Below are 2,760 nucleotides of genomic sequence, written 5' to 3'. Positions count from 1 at the left end.
TGTGCGACTCGTTCCTTAGTGAAAAGCTAAGGCACTAATAAAAGAACGAAAAAGTTTGATTATTAGGAGAACTGATAATCTGACAGGTGGAATGATGAAGTAACGCACTGAAACGCCTGCCCTGAGCCTCCGACAAGCATTGAATGAGGAAACTCAGAATGTTTGAAGCTCGGTAAAGACGGCTGAAAGATACCGTAATAGTTGATGAACATATATCTTCTATCGAAAACTATCCAGAGGTGGGTAGCGTATCCAACAGGTCGGGGGTCTATAAAATATCTATGGTTAGAATGTTCCACAAGGGACTGACGAAACAGCGAATGTACGGGTCTAAATTTGTACTTGGTAGAAATGCAAAGGTACGAGAAATCGTAGCTGGTGTGGCGAAGTAAGAATATAGGTTATGAAATGCCATATACCGTTACAGGCGGTATCAAGCCAGCAGGCTTATAGCTAGTGACCTAAGGATATATATGTATAGATAAGATTATCGGAACGAGGAAAGGTATTGGGTTCTCATCAAGAGAATAAGCTGACGAAGAACAATAAGCAGTTGAACCAATGCTGAAAAGCAGAGGGCGAACCTAAGAAATTCTTGTAATGAGAATGGAGGAATGCCCTCAAGTCGTGTATATATTAGAAAAGTATTATGTTGTTTTAATAAGGATTACGAGTAAGATAAAAAAGCTCACTCAATTTCAAGCAAAGGAGTGAAGCCTTATGCCTAAAAATAAAAATGAAACATTGTGTGTAGAAGATTTAAGACACGCTGAATATTACGAAATGCAAAACACCTTTGATGATTTATATGCCAAAAGTAAGAATGGAGATATTTTCACTCATCTTATGGATATTATCCTATCGAGAGAAAATATATTATTGGCATATCGAAATATCAAAGCAAATGCAGGCAGTAAGACAGCAGGAACAGACGGTACAATAATTAAAGATATTGGCAAATTGCCAGCAGAAACAGTTGTCAAAAAGGTAAGATATATTGTCGCAGGCACTCCGCACGGGTATCGACCTAAGCCAGTAAGGCGAAAAGAAATACCAAAACCAAATGGGAAAACCAGACCTCTAGGCATTCCTTGTATGTGGGACAGGCTTATACAACAATGTATCAAACAAGTATTAGAACCAATCTGCGAAGCTAAATTTAGTGAAAACAGCTACGGTTTCAGACCTAATAGGTCGGTTGAAAATGCAATAAAAGCAACCTATAACCGCCTACAAATCAGCCAGCTACATTATGTGATTGAATTTGATATTAAGGGTTTCTTTGACAACGTGAACCATTCCAAACTGATAAAACAGATATGGACTATGGGAATACGGGACAAGCACTTGATATTCATTTTAAAAAGGATATTAAAAGCTCCAATTAAAATGCCTGACGGCACAATAACATATCCAGAGAAAGGAACTCCACAGGGGGGAATTATATCCCCACTACTAGCCAACATTGTTCTTAATGAGTTAGACCATTGGGTAGAAAGTCAATGGCAGGAAAATCCTGTTACAAAAAACTATGTGGTTCATATCAATAAAAGCGGTAGCCCATGTAAAAGCAACGCTTACAAAGAAATGAAGAAAACAAAGTTAAAGGAAATGTATATGGTTCGTTATGCAGATGATTTTAGAGTTTTCTGTCGCTACAAAGAAAGTGCTGAAAAAACCAAAATAGCAATCACTCAATGGATTGAGCAACGACTAAAATTGGAAGTATCACAAGAAAAAACAAGAATTGTAAATGTTAGAAAAAGATACTCCGACTTTCTTGGTTTCAAGATTAAAATGATACCGAGAAGAAAGAAGTTAGTTGTTAAATCACATATAAGTGATAAACAATTCAAGACCCAAAAAGACAAGCTGGTATCACAGGCAAAGAAAATTGCTTCTCCCTCAAAGGGAAAAACAGAATTAGAGGAAATAAGACTTTATAATTCAATGGTATTAGGTATGCAAAATTATTATCAGATTGCAACAAATGTAAATCTGGATTGTATGAAACTTAATAGAGCTGTAATGGCTATCTTCACTAACAGATTAGGTGCAAGCAAAAAGGGCAGATTGAGAAAAACAGGCAGACAACTTACAACAAAAGAAGCAACAAGATATGGTAAATCTAAAATGCTTCGATATGTTGCTGGCGAGGGCGAACCTATATTCCCTGTTGGATATATCCAACACAGAAAACCAATGGCAAAAGTGTATTCAGCAAACTGCTATACTCCAGAGGGAAGAAAATTTATCCATACCAATCTAAGTGTTGATAAATTACTGATGTATCAGTTGATGAAATTATCTTTGGAAAATCGCACAATAGAATACGCAGACAATCGAATTTCGCTATTTTCTGCCCAACATGGAAAATGTGCTATAACTCTGGAAGAATTTCAACAAGCTAATGAAATACACTGTCATCATATTGTACCAACTAGGGCTGGTGGTAATGACGATTATAAAAATCTTATTTTGGTAAAAGAGGCGGTACATCGTCTAATACACGCAAAAACAGAAGAAACAATACAAAAATATATAGCTCTATTGAAACTAAATAAAGTCCAGCTCATAAGACTAAATAAATATAGAGTATTAGCTGGCAATCAAGAATTAAACTTGATATAGGTCTACTACATAAATACTTTTCAATATAAACACGATGGAACGCGGAGTGCGGTGAAAGTCGCACGCTCCGTGTGAATGGGGGGAAAAGTTTGAGATATTTATAATATCAGGAACTTACCTATCCATATA

At 36.3% G+C, this 2,760-nt stretch carries 1 protein-coding gene; it reads left to right on the top strand.

Annotated features, from left to right (window positions below; all coding sequences use genetic code 11):
• The first annotated feature begins 720 nt into the window (after nucleotides 1–720).
• The gene (gene ltrA / locus LJD34_RS15710) at nucleotides 721–2,631 is read left to right on the top strand and encodes a group II intron reverse transcriptase/maturase (RefSeq protein WP_002347258.1); all 1,911 of its coding nucleotides are present in this window, start codon (nucleotides 721–723) and stop codon (nucleotides 2,629–2,631) included.
• Nucleotides 2,632–2,760: the final 129 nt, after the last annotated feature.

This window comes from Faecalibacillus sp. MSK20_93 (assembly GCF_020589945.1).
GTDB classification, from domain to species: domain Bacteria; phylum Bacillota_I; class Bacilli_A; order Erysipelotrichales; family Coprobacillaceae; genus Faecalibacillus; species Faecalibacillus intestinalis.
This window is presented reverse-complemented; position numbering and strand designations above follow the sequence as displayed.

What these genes read in the sequence shown, in the direction of transcription:
- ltrA (WP_002347258.1), top strand. Translation starts at nt 721, where the DNA reads ATGCCTAAAAATAAAAATGAAACATTGTGTGTAGAAGATTTAAGACAC.